Annotated in this window: 14 protein-coding genes; 10 read left to right on the forward strand and 4 right to left on the reverse strand. The window is 70.0% G+C overall.

Annotated features, from left to right (window positions below; all coding sequences use genetic code 11):
- Positions 1 to 315: 315 nt before the first annotated feature.
- Positions 316 to 909: an SACE_7040 family transcriptional regulator gene (locus HNR57_RS08365; RefSeq protein ID WP_184558415.1), complete on the reverse strand. Its 594-nt coding sequence runs from the start codon at positions 907 to 909 to the stop codon at positions 316 to 318.
- Positions 910 to 996: 87 nt separating this feature from the next.
- Between HNR57_RS08365 and HNR57_RS08370 the strand changes: the two genes are divergently transcribed.
- Genes HNR57_RS08370 through HNR57_RS08385 form a run of 4 tightly spaced genes read left to right on the forward strand, consistent with a single transcriptional unit; the run spans position 997 to position 6657 of the window.
- A complete protein-coding gene (locus tag HNR57_RS08370; protein WP_184558417.1) occupies positions 997 to 2613 on the forward strand; it encodes a carboxyl transferase domain-containing protein in 1617 nt (538 codons plus the stop codon).
- 14 nt (positions 2614 to 2627) lie between these two features.
- The gene (locus HNR57_RS08375) at positions 2628 to 4544 is read left to right on the forward strand and encodes an ATP-binding protein (RefSeq protein WP_184558418.1); all 1917 of its coding nucleotides are present in this window, start codon (positions 2628 to 2630) and stop codon (positions 4542 to 4544) included.
- On the forward strand, positions 4541 to 5491 hold the full coding sequence (locus HNR57_RS08380; protein ID WP_184558420.1) for a hydroxymethylglutaryl-CoA lyase: 951 nt from the start codon (positions 4541 to 4543) through the stop codon (positions 5489 to 5491). The genes HNR57_RS08375 and HNR57_RS08380 overlap by 4 nt, the downstream gene beginning before the upstream one ends.
- Positions 5492 to 5496: 5 nt before the next feature.
- Entirely contained in the window at positions 5497 to 6657 is a 1161-nt protein-coding gene (locus tag HNR57_RS08385; protein ID WP_184558422.1) for an acyl-CoA dehydrogenase family protein, read from the forward strand.
- Between the two features lie 75 nt (positions 6658 to 6732).
- Here HNR57_RS08385 and HNR57_RS08390 read toward each other — a convergent pair whose 3' ends face one another.
- The 3 genes from HNR57_RS08390 to HNR57_RS08400 form a co-directional block, all read right to left on the reverse strand.
- Positions 6733 to 7164, reverse strand: a complete 432-nt coding sequence (locus HNR57_RS08390; RefSeq protein ID WP_184558424.1) for a DUF6234 family protein — start codon at positions 7162 to 7164, stop codon at positions 6733 to 6735.
- 72 nt (positions 7165 to 7236) lie between these two features.
- Positions 7237 to 7758 carry a hypothetical protein gene (locus HNR57_RS08395; RefSeq protein WP_184558426.1) on the reverse strand — a complete coding sequence of 174 codons (522 nt, stop codon included), beginning with the start codon at positions 7756 to 7758 and terminating at the stop codon, positions 7237 to 7239.
- Positions 7759 to 7828: 70 nt separating this feature from the next.
- Entirely contained in the window at positions 7829 to 11950 is a 4122-nt protein-coding gene (locus HNR57_RS08400; RefSeq protein WP_246554327.1) for an SGNH/GDSL hydrolase family protein, read from the reverse strand.
- A gap of 618 nt (positions 11951 to 12568) precedes the next feature.
- Between HNR57_RS08400 and HNR57_RS08405 the strand changes: the two genes are divergently transcribed.
- The 6 genes from HNR57_RS08405 (at position 12569) to HNR57_RS08430 (ending at position 19678) form a co-directional block, all read left to right on the forward strand.
- The gene (locus HNR57_RS08405) at positions 12569 to 13612 is read left to right on the forward strand and encodes an ABC transporter substrate-binding protein (RefSeq protein ID WP_184558427.1); all 1044 of its coding nucleotides are present in this window, start codon (positions 12569 to 12571) and stop codon (positions 13610 to 13612) included.
- Between the two features lie 34 nt (positions 13613 to 13646).
- The gene (locus HNR57_RS08410) at positions 13647 to 14501 is read left to right on the forward strand and encodes a siderophore-interacting protein (protein WP_184558429.1); all 855 of its coding nucleotides are present in this window, start codon (positions 13647 to 13649) and stop codon (positions 14499 to 14501) included.
- A 159-nt stretch (positions 14502 to 14660) separates the two neighbouring features.
- A complete protein-coding gene (gene desA, locus HNR57_RS08415; protein WP_184558431.1) occupies positions 14661 to 16103 on the forward strand; it encodes a lysine decarboxylase DesA in 1443 nt (480 codons plus the stop codon).
- Positions 16087 to 17364 (forward strand): lysine N(6)-hydroxylase/L-ornithine N(5)-oxygenase family protein, encoded by a 1278-nt coding sequence (locus HNR57_RS08420; protein ID WP_184558433.1) that lies wholly within the window; start codon positions 16087 to 16089, stop codon positions 17362 to 17364. The genes desA and HNR57_RS08420 overlap by 17 nt, the downstream gene beginning before the upstream one ends.
- On the forward strand, positions 17361 to 17912 hold the full coding sequence (locus tag HNR57_RS08425) for a GNAT family N-acetyltransferase (protein ID WP_184558435.1): 552 nt from the start codon (positions 17361 to 17363) through the stop codon (positions 17910 to 17912). Before HNR57_RS08420 ends, HNR57_RS08425 begins: the two co-directional genes overlap by 4 nt.
- Positions 17909 to 19678 (forward strand): IucA/IucC family protein, encoded by a 1770-nt coding sequence (locus HNR57_RS08430; protein WP_184558437.1) that lies wholly within the window; start codon positions 17909 to 17911, stop codon positions 19676 to 19678. The genes HNR57_RS08425 and HNR57_RS08430 overlap by 4 nt, the downstream gene beginning before the upstream one ends.
- The last annotated feature ends 24 nt before the right edge of the window (positions 19679 to 19702 follow it).

A 19702-nucleotide genomic window follows, 5' to 3' on the forward strand; every position in this document is an offset into this window, starting at 1 on the left:
GTCTAAGCGCTTGCTCAGCCAAAGATACCGGCGAGTATCGAGAGGCGTCCAGGGTGCGGGCGGGGTGGACGGCGTAACGCTCGTCACGCCGGGAGGGGGTGGGGGGTGGATGGGGTGAGGCTCGCGGGGTGGAGTCTGGAGGTGCCGGGGGGCGGAGCCGCTCGGGGTGCTGGGGGCAGAGCTACTCGGGGGGGCAGGGGCGGAGCACCTCGGGGGTGCAGGGGGGCGGAGCCCCCGCCGGGGTACGGGGCGGAGCCCCGGGGCAAGGCCGACCTCTTGGCCGACAGTTCCGGGCGGGTGGGTGGGAAAAGGCCCTCAGACCTCCGCCGCGGCGAACGCCCCCCGGGCCATCCGGTGCAGCAGCTCCGCCGTAGCCCCCCGCCCGGGAAGCGACCCACCCCTCCCCAGATGCGGCGTCGAGTTCAGCAACCCGAACACCGAGTGCACCGCAGACCGCGCCGCCGGCTCCCCCAGCCCCGGGTACACCTCCCGCACGACCCCCACCCACAGCTCCACGTACTGCCGCTGCAACTGCCGCACCATCTTCCGGTCGCTGTCCCGGAGGCGATCCAGCTCCCGGTCGTGCAGGGTGATCAGAGGCCGGTCATCGAGCGCGAAGTCGATATGCCCCTCGATCAGCGAGTCGAGCACCCCCTCCGCCCCACCCCCGTCCGCCTCCGCCAGCCTCCGCTTCGCCCCGGTCAGCAACTGCCCGCTGATCCCCACCAGCAGCTCCGCGAGCATCGCGTCCTTGCCCGCGAAGTGCCGGTACAGCCCGGGCCCGCTGATCCCGACCGCGGCGCCTATCTCGTCGACCCCGACCCCATGGAAGCCCCGCTCGGCGAACAGCCGCGCGGCCTCCTTGAGGATCTGCTCGCGGCGGGTGGGGGCGTCGGTTCTGGTGGCCATGAAAACAATTCTAGACAGGGAGGTTAGCGGTCGTTAACCTGAAGGAAATGCGTTAACGCTCATTAACAAGGTGAGGGGACCCGCAGGATGCACGAGGCACCGGAGCTCACGAGCGCGGCAGACCCCGCGTCGGAGGCCTTTCGGGCCAACGAGGAGGCGCACCACGCCCTCGTCGAGGAGCTGCGCACCAAGCTCGCCACCGCCGCACAGGGCGGCGGCGAGAGGGCCCGCGCCCGCCACACCGCGCGCGGCAAGCTGCTCCCCCGCGACCGCGTGGACACCCTCCTCGACCCGGGCTCGCCGTTCCTGGAACTGGCCCCGCTCGCGGCCGACGGGATGTATGACGGCCAGGCCCCGGCCGCGGGCGTCATCGCCGGCATCGGCCGGGTCAGCGGCCGTGAGACGGTGGTCATCGCCAACGACGCCACGGTCAAGGGCGGCACCTACTACCCGATGACGGTGAAGAAGCACCTCCGCGCCCAGGAGGTCGCCCTCGACAACCGCCTCCCCTGCGTCTACCTGGTGGACTCCGGCGGCGCCTTCCTCCCCATGCAGGACGAGGTCTTCCCGGACCGGGACCACTTCGGCCGCATCTTCTACAACCAGGCCCGCATGTCCGGCGCGGGCATCCCCCAGATCGCTGCGGTCCTCGGCTCGTGCACGGCAGGCGGGGCGTACGTCCCGGCGATGAGCGACGAGGCGGTGATCGTCCGCAACCAGGGCACGATCTTCCTGGGCGGCCCGCCCCTGGTGAAGGCGGCCACCGGCGAGGTCGTCACGGCCGAGGAGCTGGGCGGCGGCGAGGTCCACTCCCGCGTCTCGGGCGTCACGGACCACCTCGCGGAGAACGACGCGCACGCCCTGCGCATCGTCCGCACGATCGTCTCCACCCTCCCCACCCGAGGCCCCCTCCCCTGGGAGGTCACCGAGGCGACGGAACCCAAGGTCGACCCGCTCGGCCTCTACGGCGCGGTCCCGGTCGACTCGCGCACCCCGTACGACGTGCGCGAGATCATCGCCCGCGTCGTCGACGGCTCCCGCTTCGCCGAGTTCAAGTCCGAGTTCGGCCAGACCCTGGTCACCGGCTTCGCCCGGATCCACGGCCACCCGGTGGGCATCGTCGCCAACAACGGCATCCTGTTCTCCGAGTCCGCCCAGAAGGGCGCCCACTTCATCGAGCTGTGCGACCAGCGCGGCATCCCCCTGGTCTTCCTGCAGAACATCTCGGGCTTCATGGTCGGCAAGGACTACGAGGCGGGCGGCATCGCCAAGCACGGCGCCAAGATGGTCACGGCGGTGGCCTGCACCCGCGTGCCGAAGCTGACGGTCGTGGTCGGCGGCTCCTACGGCGCGGGCAACTACTCCATGTGCGGCAGGGCGTACTCCCCCCGCTTCCTGTGGATGTGGCCGAACGCCAAGATCTCGGTCATGGGCGGCGAGCAGGCCGCCTCGGTCCTCGCGACCGTCAAGCGGGACCAGCTGGAGGGCCGCGGCGAGTCCTGGCCCGCGGAGGACGAGGACGCCTTCAAGGCCCCGATCCGCGCCCAGTACGAGCGCCAGGGCAACGCCTACTACGCCTCGGCCCGCCTCTGGGACGACGGTGTGATCGACCCGCTGGACACCCGCCAGGTCCTGGGCCTGGCCCTGACCGCGTGCGCCAACGCGCCCCTGGGTGACCCCCAGTTCGGCGTCTTCCGGATGTGAGGGGACGGACGACGATGTTCGAGACAGTTCTGGTGGCCAACCGCGGCGAGATCGCCGTACGGGTGATCCGTACGCTGCGGTCGATGGGCGTGCGCTCGGTGGCCGTCTTCTCCGACGCGGACGCCGACGCCCGGCACGTCCGCGAGGCGGACACGGCGGTGCGGATCGGCCCGGCCCCCGCGTCCGAGAGCTACCTCTCGGTGGAGCGCCTGCTGGAGGCGGCGGCCCGCTCGGGCGCGCAGGCCGTCCACCCGGGCTACGGCTTCCTCGCCGAGAACGCCGCCTTCGCGCGCGCCTGCGCCGAGGCGGGCCTGGTCTTCATCGGCCCCCCGGCGGACGCGATCGCGCTGATGGGCGACAAGATCCGCGCCAAGGAGACGGTCCGGGAGGCCGGGGTGCCGGTCGTCCCGGGCGGCCGCGACCCGGAGCTCGCCGAGGCGGCCCGCGAGCTGGGCGCGCCGGTGCTGCTGAAGCCCAGCGCGGGCGGCGGCGGCAAGGGCATGCGCCTGGTGCGTGACCTCACCCGGCTGGAGGAGGAGATCGCCTCGGCCCGGCGCGAGGCCCGGGCCTCCTTCGGTGACGACACACTCCTCGTGGAGCGCTGGATCGACCGCCCCCGCCACGTCGAGATCCAGATCCTGGCCGACGCCCACGGCCATGTGGTCCACCTAGGCGAGCGTGAGTGCTCCCTCCAGCGCCGCCATCAGAAGATCATCGAGGAGGCGCCGAGCGTCCTCCTCGACGAGGAGACGCGCTCCGCGATGGGCGAGGCGGCGGTCCAGGCGGCCCGCTCCTGCGGTTACCGGGGCGCGGGCACGGTGGAGTTCATCGTCCCCGGCAACGACCCGTCGTCGTACTACTTCATGGAGATGAACACCCGCCTCCAGGTGGAGCACCCGGTCACGGAGCTGATCACCGGCCTGGACCTGGTGGAGTGGCAGCTGCGCGTGGCGGCCGGCGAGCCGCTCGGCTTCACCCAGCAGGACGTACGGCTGACCGGCCACGCGGTGGAGGCCCGCATCTGCGCCGAGGACCCGGCCCGCGGCTTCCTCCCCTCCGGCGGCACGGTGCTGCGGCTGCGCGAGCCGCAGGGCGACGGCGTTCGCACCGACTCGGGCCTCACCGAGGGCACGGAGGTCGGCAGCCTCTACGACCCGATGCTGTCCAAGGTCATCGCGTACGGCCCGGACCGCGCGACGGCCCTGCGCAGACTCCGCGCGGCCCTGGCGGAGACGGTCACGCTCGGCGTGCAGACCAACGCCGGTTTCCTGCGCCGTCTGCTCGCCCACCCGGCGGTGGTGTCGGGCGACATGGACACCGGCCTGGTCGAGCGCGAGGTCGAGGGTCTGGTTCCGACGGACGTGCCCGAGGAGGTGTACGAGGCGGCGGCGGCCGTACGTCTGGAAGCCCTGAAGCCGGAGCCGGGCGGGTGGACGGACCCCTTCTCGGTGCCGAGCGGCTGGCGCCTGGGCGGCGAACCGAAGCCGGCCGCCTTCCCCCTGCGGGTGCAGGAGCCCCTGGAGTACACCCCGCGCGGCACCGCCACGGTCACCGCCGACCGGGTCGCCGTGACCCTCGACGGCGTGCGCCACACCTTCCACCGCGCCGCCGACTGGCTCGGCCGTGACGGCGACGCCTGGCACGTGCGCGACCACGACCCGGTCGCCGCGTCCCTCACCCGCGCCGCCCACGCGGGCGCCGACTCGCTGACCGCGCCGATGCCCGGCACGGTGACAGTGGTGAAGGTCGCCGTCGGCGACGAGGTGAGCGCCGGTCAGAGCCTGCTGGTGGTGGAGGCGATGAAGATGGAGCACGTCATCGCGGCGCCGCACGCGGGCAAGGTCACCGAGCTGGACGTGGCACCCGGCACCACGGTCGCCATGGACCAGGTGCTGGCGGTCATCGCACCGCACGAGGAGGCGGCGGAATGACGGTCCCAGGACTCCCGATGGCCGTCCCGAGCAGGGACCTGCCCACGCGCGTCCGCATCCACGAGGTCGGCGCCCGCGACGGCCTGCAGAACGAGAAGGCGACGGTCCCCACGGAGGTCAAGGCGGAGTTCGTCCGCCGCCTGGCCGGCGCCGGCCTGACCACGATCGAGGCGACGAGCTTCGTCCACCCCAAGTGGGTCCCTCAGCTGGCGGACGCCGAAGCGCTGTTCCCGATGGTCGCGGACCTCCCCGTCGCGCTCCCGGTCCTGGTCCCGAACGAACGCGGCCTGGACCGCGCCCTGGCGCTGGGCGCCCGGCGGGTGGCGGTCTTCGCCAGCGCCACGGAGTCCTTCGCCAAGGCCAACCTCAACCGCACGGTGGACGAGGCCCTGGCCATGTTCGAGCCGGTGGTGAGCCGTGCGAAGGCCGAGTCGGTCCATGTGCGCGGCTACCTCTCGATGTGCTTCGGCGACCCGTGGGAGGGCGCGGTCCCCGTCCCCCAGGTGGTGAAGGTCTGCCGGGCCCTGCTCGACATGGGCTGTGACGAACTGAGCCTGGGCGACACGATCGGCGTGGCAACGCCGGGCCATGTGGTGGCGCTCCTCGCGGCGCTGGACGAGGCGGGCGTCCCGCCCACCGCCCTCGGCGTGCACTTCCACGACACCTACGGCCAGGCCCTCGCCAACACGCTCGCGGCGCTCCAGCAGGGCGTCACCACGGTCGACGCCTCGGCGGGCGGCCTGGGCGGCTGCCCGTACGCGAAGTCGGCCACGGGCAACCTCGCCACCGAAGACCTGGTGTGGATGCTGCGGGGCCTCGGCATCGACACCGGAATCGACCTCGGCCGCCTCGTCGCCACAAGCACGTGGATGGCCGCCCAACTGGGCCGACCGAGCCCGTCCCGCACCGTCCGAGCCCTGTCCCACGAGGACAGCGAGGAGCACTGATCACCATGGACTACCGTCTCTCCCCCGAGCTGGAGGAACTCCGCCGTACGGTCGAGGAGTTCGCGCACGAGGTGGTGGCGCCGAAGATCGGCGACTTCTACGAGCGGCACGAGTTCCCGTACGAGATCGTCCGGGAGATGGGCCGCATGGGCCTGTTCGGGCTGCCGTTCCCCGAGGAGTACGGCGGCATGGGCGGCGACTACCTGGCCCTCGGCGTGGCCCTGGAGGAACTGGCGCGGGTCGACTCCTCGGTGGCGATCACCCTGGAGGCCGGCGTCTCGCTCGGCGCGATGCCGATCCACCTCTACGGCACCGAGGCCCAGAAGCGCGAGTGGCTCCCCCGCCTCTGCTCGGGCGAACTCCTGGGCGCCTTCGGCCTGACGGAGCCGGACGGCGGCAGCGACGCGGGCGCGACACGCACCACGGCGCGACTGGACGAGTCGACGAACGAGTGGGTGATCAACGGCACGAAGTGCTTCATCACCAACTCGGGCACGGACATCACGGGCCTGGTCACGGTCACGGCGGTCACGGGCCGCAAGCCGGACGGCAAGCCGCTGATCTCCTCGATCATCGTCCCGTCCGGCACCCCCGGCTTCACGGTCGCGGCCCCGTACTCCAAGGTCGGCTGGAACGCCTCGGACACCCGCGAGCTGTCCTTCTCGGACGTCCGCGTCCCGGCGGCGAACCTCCTGGGCGAGGAGGGCCGCGGCTACGCCCAGTTCCTGCGCATCCTCGACGAGGGCCGCATCGCGATCGCGGCCCTGGCGACGGGCCTGGCGCAGGGCTGCGTCGACGAATCGGTCAAGTACGCCCTGGAACGCCACGCGTTCGGCAAGCCGATCGCCGCGAACCAGGCCATCCAGTTCAAGATCGCCGACATGGAGATGAAGGCCCACACGGCCCGCCTCGCCTGGCGTGACGCGGCGGCCCGCCTGGTGTCCGGCGCCCCGTTCAAGAAGGAAGCGGCCCTGGCGAAGCTCCACTCGTCGACGGTGGCCGTCGACAACGCCCGCGAGGCCACCCAGATCCACGGCGGCTACGGCTTCATGAACGAGTACCCGGTCGCCCGCATGTGGCGCGACTCCAAGATCCTCGAAATCGGCGAGGGCACGAGCGAGGTCCAGCGGATGCTGATCGCCCGGGAGTTGGGGCTGGCCGGCTGAGCGACGCCGAAGGGCCTGCGCCGGCCACGGCGCGGGCCCTTCGGATGCGGGAGGCCGGCGGGGAGCCGCCCCGGATCACCTGGCCGTCATCGAGGCTGCCTCGGCCCGGGTACCGCGGTGTTCGTCGATCTGTGCGCCACCCACCGCGGCGACCAGTACGGCGATGCCGAGGAGCACCTGCAGGCAGGTGCTGACGATGGCGCGGAGCCGGTACAGCAGGGCTGCGGTCAGCAGCATGACACCCCCGGCGATGCCCACGTACAGCCAGTTGGGGGCGAGGGTGATGTCGGAGTTGTCCGCGCCGGGATCGAACGGCTTCCAGCCGCTGTAGTCGATGCCGAGCAGGAAAGCCGCCACGGCCCCGATGCCGTCCAGGACGAGCAGCCCTGCGGCCAGGGCGATGTCACCGGCGAGGGGCAGCCACCGGCGTCGGCTGTGCGGGGGCGGCACGTTGTCACCACGGAACTGCGGCAGGCCGGGGGACCTCGGAGAGGCGGGGTCGGTCATGGGTACGAGTCTGCCTCGAAGGCCGGGCCGGGCCCTGAGTACCTGTACTCAGGGCCCGGCGGTGTGCGGTGGTCAGCCGTGGATCAGAGGCGAACCGAGGAGCTCCTGGGTGATGGCACCCTTGCCGTCGCCCTCGATGTCGTAGACGATCGTCGCGTCGGTCGACCACCACAGCTCGCCGTCGTACACGGCGGACGGCGCGACGCAGGTGTTCGCGGGCTCGGTCCGGAACCACGAGTAGTTGTCGTTGACGAGCTTGGTCAGGTCACACGTCTTCGACGTGTGGACGTGGTCCTCGCCGGTCTTGGTCAGACGCTCCTCGATCCGCGTCGTGATCTTGAAGCTGGTGAACCGCTTGGAGTTGTCGACGACCTGGTCGTCGATGATCTGCCACCTCATGACCGACTTGCCGGTCAGGCTGCTGGAGAGGGTCGCGGTGTTCTCGACGTAGTACGTGGTCTGCGGCTTGTCGCCGGGGAAGACCACGTCGAAATCCGAGTCGGCCGTGCCGGCCGCGGCCGGCGCCGCGGCCAGGGCGACGAGGGCGAGGGCGGCGGCGCCGCCCGCGACAGCGGTGGACAGGCACTTCTTCATACTGGTGTCCCTTCCAAGGTGAGATCGGGTGGGGCCCCGCCCGTGCGGGGCCCCGGGGACGACGGTGGGCTTACAGGCCCATGCCGGCGAGGGTGCGCTCCAGGGAGTCGGCGTACAGGCGGGCGCCGCCGATCTTCGGGTGGAACGACTGGGCCGACAGGCCGTAGCCGCTGATGATCGGGTAGTCCATGGCCGGCTGGTCGGAGTCCACCAGCGTCTTGACGATGCCGTGGACGGTCTCGGGGTTACCGCAGACGGCCTTGCCCGCGAAGTTCTGCTTCGGGTTGGAGAACCAGGCCTTGATGCCCTTGGCCTTCGCGTCGTCCACAGCCCGCTGCATCGAGGCCGCGAGCGAGTCGGCCACGCTGTTGAGCCAGTCCGTGGACGAGGCGGACAGACCGATCTGGCCGAGGCCCGGGACCGTGACGCTCATGCACGCACCCCTGTCCTCGATCAGTGGCGGGTAGCCCATCAGCACGATCTTGGCGTTGGGCGCCTTCTGGCTGATCTCCGTCAGGACCTTGGTGATGTCCGGCCGGACGACTTCGTTGATCACACCGACCGCGGCCTTCTCCAGCGGCTGCCCGATGAACTTGCGGTCCCGACCGCCGACGGACTGGTCGACGTCACCGTCCTCGAAGGTCTTGTCCTTGCAGTTGCCGCCGTTGAACGCGACCAGGCACTTCTGGATGACGTCGGCGAAGCGTGCGTCGTTGCCGCCGATGGAGATGGTGACCAGAGTGGTGTTCTGGTCCAGGTAACCCTTGTCGATCTGCGTCACCTCACCACCGTTGGACTGCACGATCCCGTTGTGCACCACGTTGTAGGTGCGGGCGCCCGAGCAGGCGATCAGGTGGTAGTCCATGGCGGTGCCGTGGCTGTCGGCCAGGGCGCCGACGGACTGCGAGCGGCCCGGGATCTTCGCCTGGCGCGACCACGCCTGGGTGGAGCGGTGGCAGGCGTTGCGGGTCTTCTTGTTCTGCTCGTCGAGGTAGTTGGTCTCCGGGTAGTAGTCCCGGTTGCCCTCGGACGCGCCTTCACCGGAGGAGTACGAGTCGCCCATGCCGACGACGAAGTCCTTCGGCTTGGCCGACAGCGGCTGGAAGGCCACCGAGTCCCAGGCGATGTCCTCGTCGCCGGTGCCGTCCTCGGTGTCGGAGTCCAGGGTCACGGTCGGCGTGCCGGTGAAGTTGAACACGCCCAGGTCGACCCACTTGTTGGAGCCGATCCGCTGCGGGTGCACCCGGACCGGCGACGTGGAGTCGGTGCCGCCGACCCGGTAGGCGGCCTGCCGGGTGTGGGCGCCGTGGTCCGGCATGTGCACGAAGACGCGCATCCAGCCGCGCTGGGTGCCGCCCAGCGTCCACTTCCCGGCGACGTTCAGCCGCTTTCCGTCCGAGGTCGCGAGCCAGCGGGTGTGCCCCATCCAGAAGTGGTTGTTGTTGCCCGCGCCGATCTGGTGCAGGTCCATCTTCGACGGGTACTTGCCGCCCTCGCCGGCGAAGGTGAACTGGAATGTGCCCTTCGACGCCACGGTGCAGGTACGTCCCGAGGAGCCCGCGGGGATGCTGCCGCTGGGCAGGTCGTCCACGATCAGCGCCCCGGCCGGCAGGCCGGTGTTGCAGCGGGGCGGGTAGGAGTTCTCGTCGGGCTGCTCGGGATAGGTGTCGTCGAACCGGTGGACCGGGTTGCCGCACCGGGCCTCGGTCGTGCAGTTCTTCCAGGCGACGCGTTGGTTCCACCAGCACTTCAGGTAGAGCGGATTGTCGTCGTGGGGGTCACCGGGCAGTGCGCACGGGCCCTTGCCGTCGTCGTTGGAGGCGCCCTCGGTGATCTTCGTGGGCACGCAGTCGTTCTGTGTGCCGCAGAAGGTGAAGACGGGCGGCTTGGCCGAGGTCCGGGCGTCGTTGGAGTTCCACCAGGCGGCGCGGTAACCCGCCTGCATGTCACCCGGCTTGAACATGGCGGCGATCGGACGGGCGGCCCAGCCGATCACCTTCTCCTCGTACGGCCAGTCCTGTGGGTGCGAGGCGTGGCTGTAGTCGTCCTTGCCAGCGGAGTTCTCCAGGAACGGGGTCCGGTTCTCCTTCCACAGCGGGTTGGCCGGGTTGTTCGTCCAGCCCACGCCCCACTTGCCGTTCTGTGGCGAGGACTTCGGGTAGTACCCGGAGTTGTAGGCCCACAGGGCGTAGAACCAGTTCTCGATGTACTTCGGATGGCCGTCGTTGATCTCCAGGCCGTCCTTGCGCGTGGTGTTCCACTTCTCGATGAGGATGTTGACACCCGACGCGATGTTCGCCGCGTAGTCCAGCGCGACGGCCTCCTGCTGCGCCGTCGTCTTGGGCTTCTCGTCCTTCTTCTCCTTTCCGTGCACCCGCATGCCGTCGGTGACCTGCGTGATGCCGTAGCCGCAGTCGGCCTCGGCGAAGTCGATCGCCCACGGGTCCTGCTGCTGCCCGCTGGCCGCGTACTCGACGCCGTAGAAGTTGCCGATCAGGGAGTTGGCCGTGACACCGGGCACCGCCAGGCGAGTGGCCTGCCACATGTTCGACTCCTGCGCCGTGATGCCGAGCATCACCTGCGCGGGCACGTGCCAGTCCTCCCCGGAGCCACCGGCCAGCGGCGTCAGCGGGAAGAGCGTCTGCGGCGCGTAGGCCGCCATGCCGGTGTTCTTCCAGTTCGCCGGGCGGGTGGCGCCCTTGTTGAGCTTGCCGACGACGGCCTGGTCAACGGCCCACTCGACCTGGCGAGGGGTGGGCTGGAAGGCCTGCTTCTTGGGGTCGTTGCGCGGGACCGAGCAGTAACGGTCGGCTTCGACCGTGTCGTTGCCCGCGGCGCGTGCGCCGAACGAGGCCTTCTCGCCCTGGCCCCTCGCGCCCTGTGCGAGCAGGACCGGGCTCGTCCGGGTTCCCTGCGCGATCTCGCGCTGCCCGCCGACGGGCTCGGAACCGGGGGGAGCGTCGAGGACGACGGTCTTGCGGGTGTCCAGGGTCTCCACCGTGGTGCGGACGGTGCGGGCTTCCAGGGCTTCCTGCGGGCGGATCCGGGAGTCCTTGCCGTCCGCCCAGCGGGCGGCGACGACGGCCTGGCCCCGGCTGGAGACACGGGCGTCCTTGTCGAGGCCGCCGGGGTTGTTCAGCGCGCCGGCCTCGGCGCGGGCGGTGGAGGCGGCCTTGCCGGTCACGTACACGCGGCCCGAGGGGGTGGCGGTGAGGTCGAACTCGTCGAGCTTGCCCTGCGCGAGCCCGGCGGCCCTGCTCCGGCCGTCGGCCTTCTTGATCTGCCCGGGGCTGACCCGGGAGACCGTGGCGGTGTTCTGGGCGGCCGCGGCGCTGCGCGCGTTCGACGGCTTGGGAGCCGGGTCGATGAAGGTGACACCGCCGTCGGCGTCGGCCTTGAGCTGGAACGGCCAGGCCTTCGTGGTGGCGACGTCGCGGGCCTTGCCACCCTCGACCCTCACGATGTGGTTTCCGGCGGCGGCGACGATGCCCTGGTCGGTGGGCACGGCCGAGGTGACCTGCCCGGTGACCGTCTGCTTGGCGCCGACGATCCCCGTGCCGGCGTCGACCGTGACCAGCCGGGTCTGGTTCTTCGCGGACCGGTCGTCGGTCAGCGCCGTGAACACCGCCTCCTCGCCCTGGCCGCAGCCCGGCGAGAAGTAGCCCAGCGTGGCCTGGAAGGGCAGCTTGGTGACATGACCGTCGGTCAGGTCGACGACGGCGGTGAACGCTCCGCGCGTCATCAGCTCCGGCTTGTTGGTGAAGGTGCGGGGCGCGTAGGCGACGGCCGCGTGCTTCCCGGACTCGGTCAGGCAGGCGTTGCCGATCCAGGAGTCGGTGTCGAAGCCGGGCTCGGACAGAGTGGCCGCCGTCTTCCAGGCGTACCCCTGCTTCTCGTCCGCTATGAGGACGTGGAAGCCGGTTCCGTCACCGGAGGTGGTGAAGGCCTGGTCGGACGACTTCTTGTAGTCCTCGCCCAGGACCTCCGGGCGTCGGTCGGTCGGGACGGCGGCGGGTTGGTCGCCGGGCTTGGTCCCCGGGTCGTGGGCGGCCGGTGCCGACCAGCCCTTGGCTTCCCCCTGCGGGTGGGCCGCAGCGAATGCCTGCGTCGTGGCGACACCGGCGGACAGAGCCAGGGTGAGGGCTGCCGTCAGCGGTAACCGCGCACGCCTCAGCATGGCGTTGCGTCTCAAGTGGGTCTCTTTCTACGGATGTGCTTTCCGATTGCGATGGAACGCACGGCGCCGTCAGCGAAGGGAGGAGTTGCTGTCACGCAGAGCGAGAGATCACGCAGTCACCGGCCGCGGTGGTCAGGACGCGGCCGCGCCGGGCACATGAGTGCGATGGGCTGCAAGGTGACACGTAAGGCGTCGCGAGACATAGCGCAGCATTCCCCCGTGAAAAGCGCGCATTGGGAACCGATGTTCGGTTCGGTGGTCACCGGGAACGTATCAGTCCGCCACGCTGGGTGTCACTCACAATTTTCACAGCAGGATCACATGTGACTCACATTACGCATTCCCGGAGCCCTCAACGACTACTGGCCGGCCGCGATTTGAGCGACCGTCCATCACCCCTGTGCAACTGCACACGGCGTGGCGGGATTTCACGCTTGCCTGGGTGAAGTCTCCCTGCCCTTGCGCCTCGTGATCCGGATCACCGCCCCTACGGGCATCGCCTCACACACCTCGGGCACGAACAAGGGGGGCCCTGGACACAAATGCAGGTTAGGCTAACCTAAGCTTGTTTCCAGCCAAGCGGCTGACAGCCGTGCCCGCAGTGGCTCCGTACGCACGAAAGCAGACCCCGTCATGTCGAACGCCAGAACCGCCCGTTTCTCCCGTCGCGGCCTGCTCGCCGCCGGTGGCGCTCTCGGGCTCGGCGCCCTCGTGACCGCGTGTGGCAGTGAGGACTCCAAGAGCGGCGGCTCGGACGCGAAGGGCGCCGCCAAGTCCGGCCCCTGGTCCTTCAAGGACGACCGCGGCAAGACCGTGAGCCTGGACCAGGTCCCCACGAAGATCGTCGCGTTCACCGGCGTCGCCGCCGCGCTGTACGACTACGGCATCGAGGTCGAGGGGGTCTTCGGCCCGACCAAGACCAAGGACGGCAAGGCCGACGTCCAGGCCGGCGACATGGACGTCAGCAAGCTGACCGTCTTCGGCAACCGGTTCGACCAGTTCAACGTGGAGCAGTACGCGGCCTTCCAGCCCGAGGTGCTCATCACCACCACGTTCGACGCGGCCGGCACCCTCTGGTACGTCCCGGAGGCGTCCAAGGACAAGATCGCCAAGCTCGCCCCGAGCGTGGCCCTCTCGGTCTTCGACCGTCAGATGCCGAAGCCGCTGCAGCGCATGGCCGAACTCGCCGAGTCCCTCGGCGCCGACCTGAAGGCCGCGAAGGTCGTCGAGGCGAAGAAGCGGTTCGAGGCCGCCTCCGAGCGGCTGCGCAAGGCCGCCAAGTCCCGCCCCGAGATCAAGGTGCTGGCCGGTTCCGCCTCGGACGCCATCTTCTACGTCTCCGGCTCCAACTTCTCCATCGACCTGGAGTACTTCAAGGCCCTCGGCGTGAACCTCGTCGAGCCCCCGAAGAAGGCCATGGAGGCCAACGGCGGCTGGTTCGAGAACCTCAGCTGGGAGAACGTCGACAAGTACCCGGCGGACATCATCATGATGGACGACCGCGCCTCGACCATCCAGCCGGCCGACATCACCGAGGCGACCTGGAAGAAGCTGCCCGCGGTCAAGGCCGGGCAGGTCATCGCGCGTTCGCCCGAGCCGATCCTGTCGTACGACAAGTGCACGCCGCTGGTGGAGAACCTCGCGAAGGCCATCGAGTCGGCCAAGAAGGTCGCCTGAACCCCCCTCACTTCCTGACGCCCAGGAGCCGCACGTGACTACCGCCGTAGCCGCCCCGTTCCGCTTCTTCTCCCTTCAGGTCGTGCGGACGAGGCGGCTCGGCCCGTCCCTGGTCCGTGTCACCTTCGGCGGGCCGGACCTGCACGCCTTCCACTCCGACGGGCACGACCAGTCCCTGTCGCTGTTCCTGCCGCACCCGGGGCAGCCCGAGCCGGTCGTCCCGCTCGAACTGGGGGACGGCTGGTGGCAGGGCTGGCGCGAACTCCCGGAGGACGTACGGGCCGTGATGCGCTCGTACACCCTGCGCGGTCTGCGCCGTGACCCGGACGAGATCGACATCGACTTCGCCCTGCACGGCATCGAGCCGGGCGCCTCGGTCCAGGCCGGTCCGGCCTCCCGCTGGGCCGCCCGGGCCACCGCCGGGGACCGCGTCCTGCTGCTCGGCCCGGCCGTCGCCGACAACCGGGCGATCCGCTTCCGGCCGCCCCAGGACACCGACCTCGTCGTCGTATGGGGCGACGAGACCGCCGTACCCGCCGCCTCGGCCATCATCGAGGCGCTGCCGGCCGGCACCCGCGCCCGGGTCTGGCTGGAGGTCCCGCACGCCGGCGACATCCAGGACCTGGCGACCGAGGCCGACGCCGAGATCACCTGGCTCGTCAGGGAGGAACGGGGCACCGAGGGCGCTCTCATGGCCCTCGACGCTCTCCGCGCCGCCCGTCTCCCGTCCGCCGAGCGGCCGTACGTCTGGATCGCCGGCGAGTCCGGGTGCGTGAAGGAGCTGCGCCGGCACTTCGTGCGCGAGCGCGGGATCGACCGCCGCAGCGTGACCTTCGTCGGCTACTGGCGCCGGGGCGTGAGCGAGGAGCAGCTGCGGGCCGAGGGGTAGCCGCAGCTCCCACCAGGACCGTGGTGACACGAGTGACCACGGTCACGGCAGAGCCCGCCCTCAACTCGATCAAGTCAGGTTAGGCTTACCTAAGTTTCGGACGCCGGAGATCAGCCCATCCCGTCCCACACCGGACTGTCCCCACCGGAGGACCCCCACATGCGCTCGCACCTGCTCAACGACACCACCGCGGAGCAGTACCGCCGCTCCGTGACCGACGGAGTCGAGCGGGTGGCCGCCAAACTCGCCACCACCGACCGGCCGTTCACCGGCATCACCGTCGACGCGCTCTCCCCGCGCATCGACGAGATCGACCTCGACCAGCCGCTGCACGACACCACCGCGGTGCTCGACGAACTGGAGGACGTCTACCTCCGGGACGCGATCTACTTCCACCACCCCCGCTACCTCGCCCACCTCAACTGCCCGGTCGTCATCCCGGCCGTGCTCGGCGAGGCCGTCCTGTCCGCCGTCAACTCCTCCCTCGACACCTGGGACCAGTCGGCCGGCGGCACGCTCATCGAGCGGAAACTCATCGACTGGACGACCGAGCGGATCGGCCTCGGCCCGGCCGCCGACGGCGTGTTCACCTCCGGCGGCACCCAGTCCAACCTCCAGGCACTGCTGCTGGCCCGTGAGGAGGCGAAGACCGACTCCCTGGCCAAACTGCGCATCTTCGCCTCCGAGGTCAGCCACTTCAGCGTGAAGAAGTCCGCGAAGCTGCTCGGCCTCGGCCAGGACGCCGTCATCTCCATACCCGTCGACCACGACAAGCGCATGCAGACCGTCGCGCTCGCCCGCGAGCTGGAGCGCTGCACGAAGGACGGCCTCGTCCCCATGGCCGTCGTCGCCACCGCCGGCACCACCGACTTCGGCTCCATCGACCCGCTGCCCGAGATCGCCGAACTGTGCGAGCAGTTCGGCACCTGGATGCACGTCGACGCCGCGTACGGCTGCGGCCTGCTGGCCTCCCTGAAGCACCGGGACCGCATCAGCGGCATCGAGCGCGCCGACTCGGTCACCGTCGACTACCACAAGTCCTTCTTCCAGCCGGTGAGTTCGTCGGCCGTGCTGGTGCGGGACGCCGCCACGCTGCGCCACGCCACCTACCACGCCGAGTACCTCAACCCGCGCCGCATGGTGGAGGAGCGCATCCCCAACCAGGTGGACAAGTCCCTGCAGACCACCCGCCGCTTCGACGCCCTCAAGCTGTGGATGACCCTGCGGACCATGGGCGCCGACGGCATCGGGCAGCTCTTCGACGAGGTGTGCGATCTGGCCCGGGAGGGCTGGAAGCTGATCGCCGCCGACCCGCGCTTCGACGTCGTCGTCGAGCCGAGCCTGTCGACGCTGGTCTTCCGCTACATCCCGGCGGCCGTCACCGACCCCGCCGAGATCGACCGCGCCAACCTCTACGCCCGCAAGGCCCTGTTCGCCTCCGGTGACGCCATCGTCGCGGGCACCAAGGTCGGCGGCCGTCACTACCTGAAGTTCACCCTGCTCAACCCCGAGACGCAGGCGTCCGACATCGCCGCCGTCCTCGACCTGATCGCCGGCCACGCCGAGCAGTACCTGGGAGAGTCCCTTGACCGCGCGTCCTGACAACCCGACCAGAACCCATGACTTCGTGGGGATCGGGCTCGGCCCCTTCAACCTCGGCCTGGCCTGCCTGACCGAGCCGATCGACGAGCTCGACGGCGTCTTCCTGGAGTCCAAGCCCGACTTCGAGTGGCACGCGGGCATGTTCCTGGACGGTGCCCACCTCCAGACCCCGTTCATGTCGGACCTGGTCACCCTCGCCGACCCGACGTCCCCGTACTCCTTCCTGAACTACCTGAAGGAGAAGGGCCGGCTGTACTCGTTCTACATCCGCGAGAACTTCTACCCGCTGCGCGTCGAGTACGACGACTACTGCCGCTGGGCCGCGGGCAAACTGAGCAGCATCCGCTTCGGCACGACGGTGACCGAGGTGACGTACGAGGACGAGCTGTACGTCGTGCGGACCACGGCCGGCGACACCTACCGGGCCCGTCACCTGGTCCTGGGCACCGGCACCCCGCCCCACATACCCGAGGCCTGCCAGGGCCTGGGCGGCGACTTCATCCACAACTCCCGCTACCTGGACAACAAGGCGGAGCTGCAGAGGAAGGACTCGATCACGCTGGTCGGCTCCGGCCAGTCGGCCGCCGAGATCTACTACGACCTGCTCAGCGAGATCGACGTCCACGGCTACCGGCTGAACTGGGTCACCCGCTCGCCGCGCTTCTTCCCGCTGGAGTACACCAAACTCACGCTGGAGATGACGTCCCCCGAGTACGTCGACTACTTCCGCGAGCTGCCGGAGGCGACCCGCTACCGCCTCACGGCCGAGCAGAAGGGCCTGTTCAAGGGCATCGACGGCGACCTCATCAACGAGATCTTCGACCTGCTCTACCAGAAGAACCTCGGCGGCCCGGTCCCCACCCGGCTCATCACCAACTCCGCCCTGACCAGCGCGCGTCACGAGAACGGCACGTACACGCTCGGCTTCCGCCAGGAGGAGCAGGGCAAGGAGTTCGAGCTGGCCTCGCAGGGCCTGGTCCTGGCCACGGGCTACAAGTACGCCGAGCCGGAGTTCCTGGCCCCGGTCAAGGACCGCCTGGTCTACGACTCCCACGGCAACTTCGATGTCGCCCGCAACTACGCGATCGACGTCACCGGCCGGGGCGTCTTCCTGCAGAACGCCGGCGTGCACACGCACAGCATCACCAGCCCGGACCTGGGCATGGGCCCCTACCGGAACGCGTACATCATCCGCGAGCTGCTCGGCAGCGAGTACTACCCGGTGGAGAAGACCATCGCGTTCCAGGAGTTCGCCGTATGAGCGCCACCACCGGCATCGGAACGCTCACCGTCCGCCCGCTGGACCCCCTGAGGGACGCCGAGCTGCTGCACTCCTGGGTCACCCACCCCAAGGCGGCCTACTGGATGATGCAGGACGCGAAACTCCAGGACGTCGAGCGCGAGTACATGCGGATCGCCGCGCACGAGCACCACGACGCGTTCATCGGCCTGCACGAGGGCCGGCCGGCGTTCCTGATGGAGAAGTACGACCCCCGGTATGTCGAGCTGGAAGGCCTGTACGACCCGGAGCCCGGCGACGTCGGCATGCACTTCCTGGTCGCACCGACCGACCGTCCGATCCACGGTTTCACCAGGGCCGTCATCACCGCCGTGATGGACGAGCTGTTCGCCGACCCGCGCACCCGCCGGGTCGTGGTGGAGCCCGACGTGAGCAACAAGGCAGTCCACGCGCTCAACGAGGCCGTCGGCTTCGTGCCCGAGCGTGAGATCGACAAGCCGGAGAAGCGCGCCCTGCTCAGCTTCTGCACGCGCGCACAGTTCCTGGCCGCCCGAGGAGTAGCCGTATGACCCTGTCCGACGCCGTAGCGCATCTGTCCCCCCACCGCTGGGCGCGGGCCAACCGCCTCCTGATCCGCAAAGCCCTCGCCGAGTTCGCGCACGAGCGGCTGATCACCCCCGAGGAGGACGGGGAGCAGTACGTCGTCCGCAGCGACGACGGCCTGACGAGCTACCGCTTCACGGCCGCCCGCCGGGCCCTGGACCACTGGCAGGTGGACGCCGAGTCGATCACCCGCCACCGGGACGGCTCCGAACTCCCCCTCGCCGCGCTGGACTTCTTCATCGAACTGCAGAAGTCCCTCGGCCTGGGCGACGACATCCTGCCGGTCTACCTGGAGGAGATCTCCTCCACCCTCTCCGGCACCTGCTACAAGCTCACCAAGCCGCACGTCACGGCGGCCGAACTCGCCCGCGGCGACTTCCAGGCCATCGAGACCGGCATGACCGAGGGCCACCCCTGCTTCGTCGCCAACAACGGGCGGCTCGGCTTCGGCATCCACGAGTACCTGTCGTACGCGCCGGAGACGGCGAGCCCGGTGCGGCTGGTGTGGCTGGCCGCGCACCGGTCCCGTGCCGCGTTCACCGCCGGTGTCGGCATCGAGTACGAGTCGTTCCTGCGCGAGGAGCTGGGCGCGGAGACCGTGGAGCGCTTCCACGGCGTCCTGCGCGAGCAGGACCTCGACCCGGCCGACTACCTGCTCATCCCGGTCCACCCCTGGCAGTGGTGGAACAAGCTCAGCGTCACCTTCGCCGCCGAGGTCGCCCGCCGGCACCTGGTGTGCCTGGGAGAGGGCGACGACGAGTACCTGGCCCAGCAGTCCATCCGGACGTTCTTCAACAGGACCAGCCCCGAGAAGCACTACGTCAAAACCGCCCTGTCGGTCATCAACATGGGCTTCATGCGGGGCCTGTCGGCGGCCTACATGGAGGCCACCCCGGCGATCAACGACTGGCTGGCCCAGCTCATCGAGGGCGACCCGGTGCTGCGGTCCACGGGCCTGTCGATCATCCGGGAGCGGGCGGCCGTCGGCTACCGGCACCTGGAGTACGAGCAGGCGACGGACCGCTACTCGCCCTACCGCAAGATGCTCGCCGCGCTGTGGCGGGAGAGCCCGGTGCCGTCCCTCCGGGAGGGCGAGCAGCTGGCCACCATGGCCTCGCTGGTCCACGTCGACCACCAGGGGGCGTCGGTCGCGGGCGCCCTGATCGAGCAGTCGGGTCTCGCCCCCACGGAGTGGCTGCGCCGCTACCTCCAGGCCTACTTCACTCCCCTGCTCCACAGCTTCTACGCCTACGACCTGGTGTTCATGCCGCACGGGGAGAACGTCATCCTCGTGCTGAAGGACGGGGTCGTGCAGCGGGCGATCTACAAGGACATCGCCGAGGAGATCGCGGTCATGGACCCGGACGCGGTGCTGCCGCCGACGGTCGAGCGGCTGCGCGTTGAGGTCCCGGAGGACAAGAAGCTCCTGTCGATCTTCACGGACGTCTTCGACTGCTTCTTCCGCTTCCTCGCGGCGAACCTCGCCACCGAGGGCATCCTGGAGGAGGACGACTTCTGGCGCACGGTCGCGGACGTCACCCGCGCCTACCAGGCGTCGAAGCCCGAACTCGCCGACAAGTTCAAGCAGTACGACATGTTCGCCCCCGAGTTCGCCCTCTCCTGCCTCAACCGCCTCCAGCTCCGCAACAACGAACAGATGGTGGACCTGTCGGACCCGTCCGGCGCCCTCCAGCTGGTGGGCACCCTGAGGAACCCCATAGCGGACCTCTGATCACCCCGAGCAGACGGGCACCCC

It is taken from the genome of Streptomyces paradoxus, assembly GCF_014202475.1.
Lineage (GTDB): Bacteria > Actinomycetota > Actinomycetes > Streptomycetales > Streptomycetaceae > Streptomyces > Streptomyces paradoxus.